General features: G+C 60.8%; 5 protein-coding genes. 3 read left to right on the top strand and 2 right to left on the bottom strand.

The window, feature by feature from the left end; all coding sequences use genetic code 11:
• From EN879_RS31645 to EN879_RS39165, 3 genes are all read left to right on the top strand, one after another.
• The coding region (locus tag EN879_RS31645) for a hypothetical protein (protein WP_206521039.1) at positions 1-203 on the top strand (203 nt) is incomplete at its 5' end.
• Positions 200-1,006 carry a hypothetical protein gene (locus EN879_RS31640; RefSeq protein WP_063170720.1) on the top strand — a complete coding sequence of 269 codons (807 nt, stop codon included), beginning with the start codon at positions 200-202 and terminating at the stop codon, positions 1,004-1,006. The genes EN879_RS31645 and EN879_RS31640, both read left to right, overlap by 4 nt.
• Positions 1,000-1,155 (top strand): hypothetical protein, encoded by a 156-nt coding sequence (locus EN879_RS39165; RefSeq protein ID WP_158515818.1) that lies wholly within the window; start codon positions 1,000-1,002, stop codon positions 1,153-1,155. The genes EN879_RS31640 and EN879_RS39165 overlap by 7 nt, the downstream gene beginning before the upstream one ends.
• Positions 1,156-1,656: 501 nt before the next feature.
• On the opposite strand, the gene EN879_RS31635 is transcribed toward EN879_RS39165, so the two are convergent.
• Together EN879_RS31635 and EN879_RS31630 are read right to left on the bottom strand one after the other, a co-directional pair.
• Positions 1,657-2,151, bottom strand: coding sequence for a DUF302 domain-containing protein (locus tag EN879_RS31635; protein WP_063170719.1), 495 nt, complete (start codon positions 2,149-2,151; stop codon positions 1,657-1,659).
• A gap of 67 nt (positions 2,152-2,218) precedes the next feature.
• A partial coding sequence (locus EN879_RS31630; protein ID WP_164774705.1) for an alpha/beta fold hydrolase occupies positions 2,219-2,579 on the bottom strand: 361 nt, incomplete at its 5' end.

Genomic DNA, 2,579 nt, shown 5'->3' with positions numbered 1-2,579 from the left:
GCCCAGTAGGCAAGTCGCTGATGTTCGTCGGGTCCTCCCTCTTTGCGGACAAGCTCGATGATAAGTTCCTGGTGTCCGTGACTCGTGATGCAAATTCCGGCTCCCTCAATCTTGAGGCCGTGCCGATGTTCCCGCTGCCGATAAAGTTGGACCAGATTTGGGCCGAGTTCGACTTCCCGGGCCGCGGCCCCGGCCAACAATGATCGCCGTCCTCATAGCCTCAATGGTGCTGGCGTCGACCGCCTCAGTTCAGCATGTGGTGTCGGTGGCGTCGACGACCTCCGCTCCCCAAGTGGTGGCGATCTCGCCGACTGAGGGCGCGATCCCGGCGAACACGCTTCGCCTCTACGTCACTTTCGACCGGCCGGCACGGGGGATGGTGGCGACGCGGGATCTGCGTCTGGTCGACGCCGAAGGGCGCACGGTCGACGGAGCCTTCATGGATTTCGGGCAGGACCTTTGGAGTCCCGATGGCCGACGCCTGACGGTGCTGTTCGATCCGGGTCGCGTGAAACAGGATGTGGAGGGGGACGGCGATAGCGCCGCCCCTCTTCGGCCCGGCCTTAGCTATACGGTCGAAGTCGGCCGCAAGCATTTTCATTACCGGGTAACGCCGGCGCTTCGCACGCCCGTTAACCCGCAAACTTGGGGTCTCGCACTACCCAACGCCGGATCGCGCGAGGCCCTAAAAATCACATTTGACCGGGAGATGGACGCCGCCCTTCTCCGAGACCAGTTGGGTATTGTCGACGATCAGGGGGGATTCCAATCTGGGCGGGTTACAGTCTCCGCCAGCGGGCGAGCCTGGTGCTGGCGCCCGAACCATGGCTGGCTCCCGGGCGCCTACAGACTTGTCGTCGGGAGCAGTCTTGAAGACGTTAGCGGCAACCGTGTCGGAGAAGCGCTTGACCACGATGTCGGCAAACCGGACGCCCTCAGCCAGGGCAGCGTCTTACTGTTCAAGGTCGGCCCCCGAGTTGTCCGGCAAGACGCCGGTGCTTGTTGATTCAGCAGTGCTGCAACGGCACCTCCGAAGGGCACCGGACGACGGTGGTCAAAGCCTGCGACCGCGTCGGCGTGCTCTACGCCGGCGACCTGGTCGCGGACGCTCCGGCAGGCAAGGTGTTCGTCAGCCCGAGGCATCCCCTATACTGAGGGTGCCGAACATTTTGGCGCAAATCTGGCTTAATATGCTTTTCACCTTGGGGTCACGTCTTAGCGTCCGCTATCGTTCCTTGGGCGCCAGGAGTTGCCATTTCGCTTTCGGCCCCAGGCTCTCGGACCGCAATGCGCCTATGTCGGTCGTTCGAAGTGGTGGTCGCCGCGCCCGAAAGCAGCCGTTCATTCGATGCGCTAAGGAATGGCAGCTGCCGCCTGCGGGTGAGTTCGACTGAGCCAGCGAGTTCGCTAGGGAAAACGCGGGTAGCGTCGTGACGCAGGTGGTGCCGCCGAGAAGGAACACGCTTGCTCGCAGGGCTGTCACGTCTCTGGAAGCGATACCGTACCGAGCCGCTCCGCACGACCCGCAAGGATGCCGAGCCCACAATCGCTTCGGCGACCGCTTTGCTCAAAGCCGTCGCCCCACGGTTACCATCCGCGTCATCCGTGTTCGGACGGACTCTCACTTCTATCCGTCTGAAGCGTGATCAGGAGAGTTTAGCTTGCGCATTCGCGTAACAAAGTTGTGATTTTCGCATCAAGTCTGCGGGCGACAGCAAGAGCCTCCAAACTACCATAGGAGAGCAGATAACTCTCCATTTTGTCATAGGAGACATGCACGCCATCGGGGCGTTCATCAACAAGGACTGTGACTGGAGCGTAAGATCCAGCATCGGGAACGTGTTTGACCATTTCTTTCATGATGAGTGGATTGCCCACCAGGAACCGCATGCTCTTGGGAGTCTCGGTTCCAGTTTCGCGGCGCAGAATGGCGCCCAAGTCGAATTCCGCGAAGAGCATGAGACCTGTGCGGCCCAGGCCACTTTGCACAACGCGCTCCAAATCCGAGAAGGAATTTGCAGCCCTCGTCGCCTTGAAAAATTCGACAATATCAGGTTGCCCGACCGCTGACTTGAGCGCGGCCACAACGGCGTCGAATGGTTTGGAACACGTCAGGCTGAAACGCTCAACCTCGACCTTTGCGATTGTCATTTCATTCTCCGCAACAGCTCTCAAGAATAAAAGTGCGCCCGATCGCGCCGGATTATGCCACCGCCGATTACGCTTCCACGAAGGTCCGGACGTGGCTGACGAACAATTCGTGGTACTGAAACAGGGCGCCGTGGCCGGAATCGGGATAAAGGACCAACTGGGCGTTGCTCAGAGCCTTGAACATTGCGTAGGCGTTGTCCGCCGGTAGCATGGTGTCGTGGCTGCCGCTCACCACAAGGGCGGGCTGGCGGATGGCGCGCAGAATGGCGTGCTCGGGATCAGGTGTGGCGCACCAGGTAATAAGCGCCTTGGCCTGCGGATCCGTCACCGCGCTGCCGTTATCGGTGTCCCGATCTTCCTCACGCACCTTCGCCCGCTTCAGGAAAGCCAGGCCGGCCGACTGGCTGGCGGACGACTTCGTGAAGAAT

The organism is Mesorhizobium sp. M7A.F.Ca.AU.002.02.1.1 (genome assembly GCF_003998535.1).
Classification (GTDB): Bacteria; Pseudomonadota; Alphaproteobacteria; order Rhizobiales; family Rhizobiaceae; genus Mesorhizobium; species Mesorhizobium ciceri.
This window is presented reverse-complemented; position numbering and strand designations above follow the sequence as displayed.

Coding starts and splice junctions, on each gene's coding strand:
- EN879_RS31640 (WP_063170720.1), top strand. CDS start 200: ATGATCGCCGTCCTCATAGCCTCAATGGTGCTGGCGTCGACCGCCTCA.
- EN879_RS31635 (WP_063170719.1), bottom strand. CDS start 2,151: ATGACAATCGCAAAGGTCGAGGTTGAGCGTTTCAGCCTGACGTGTTCC.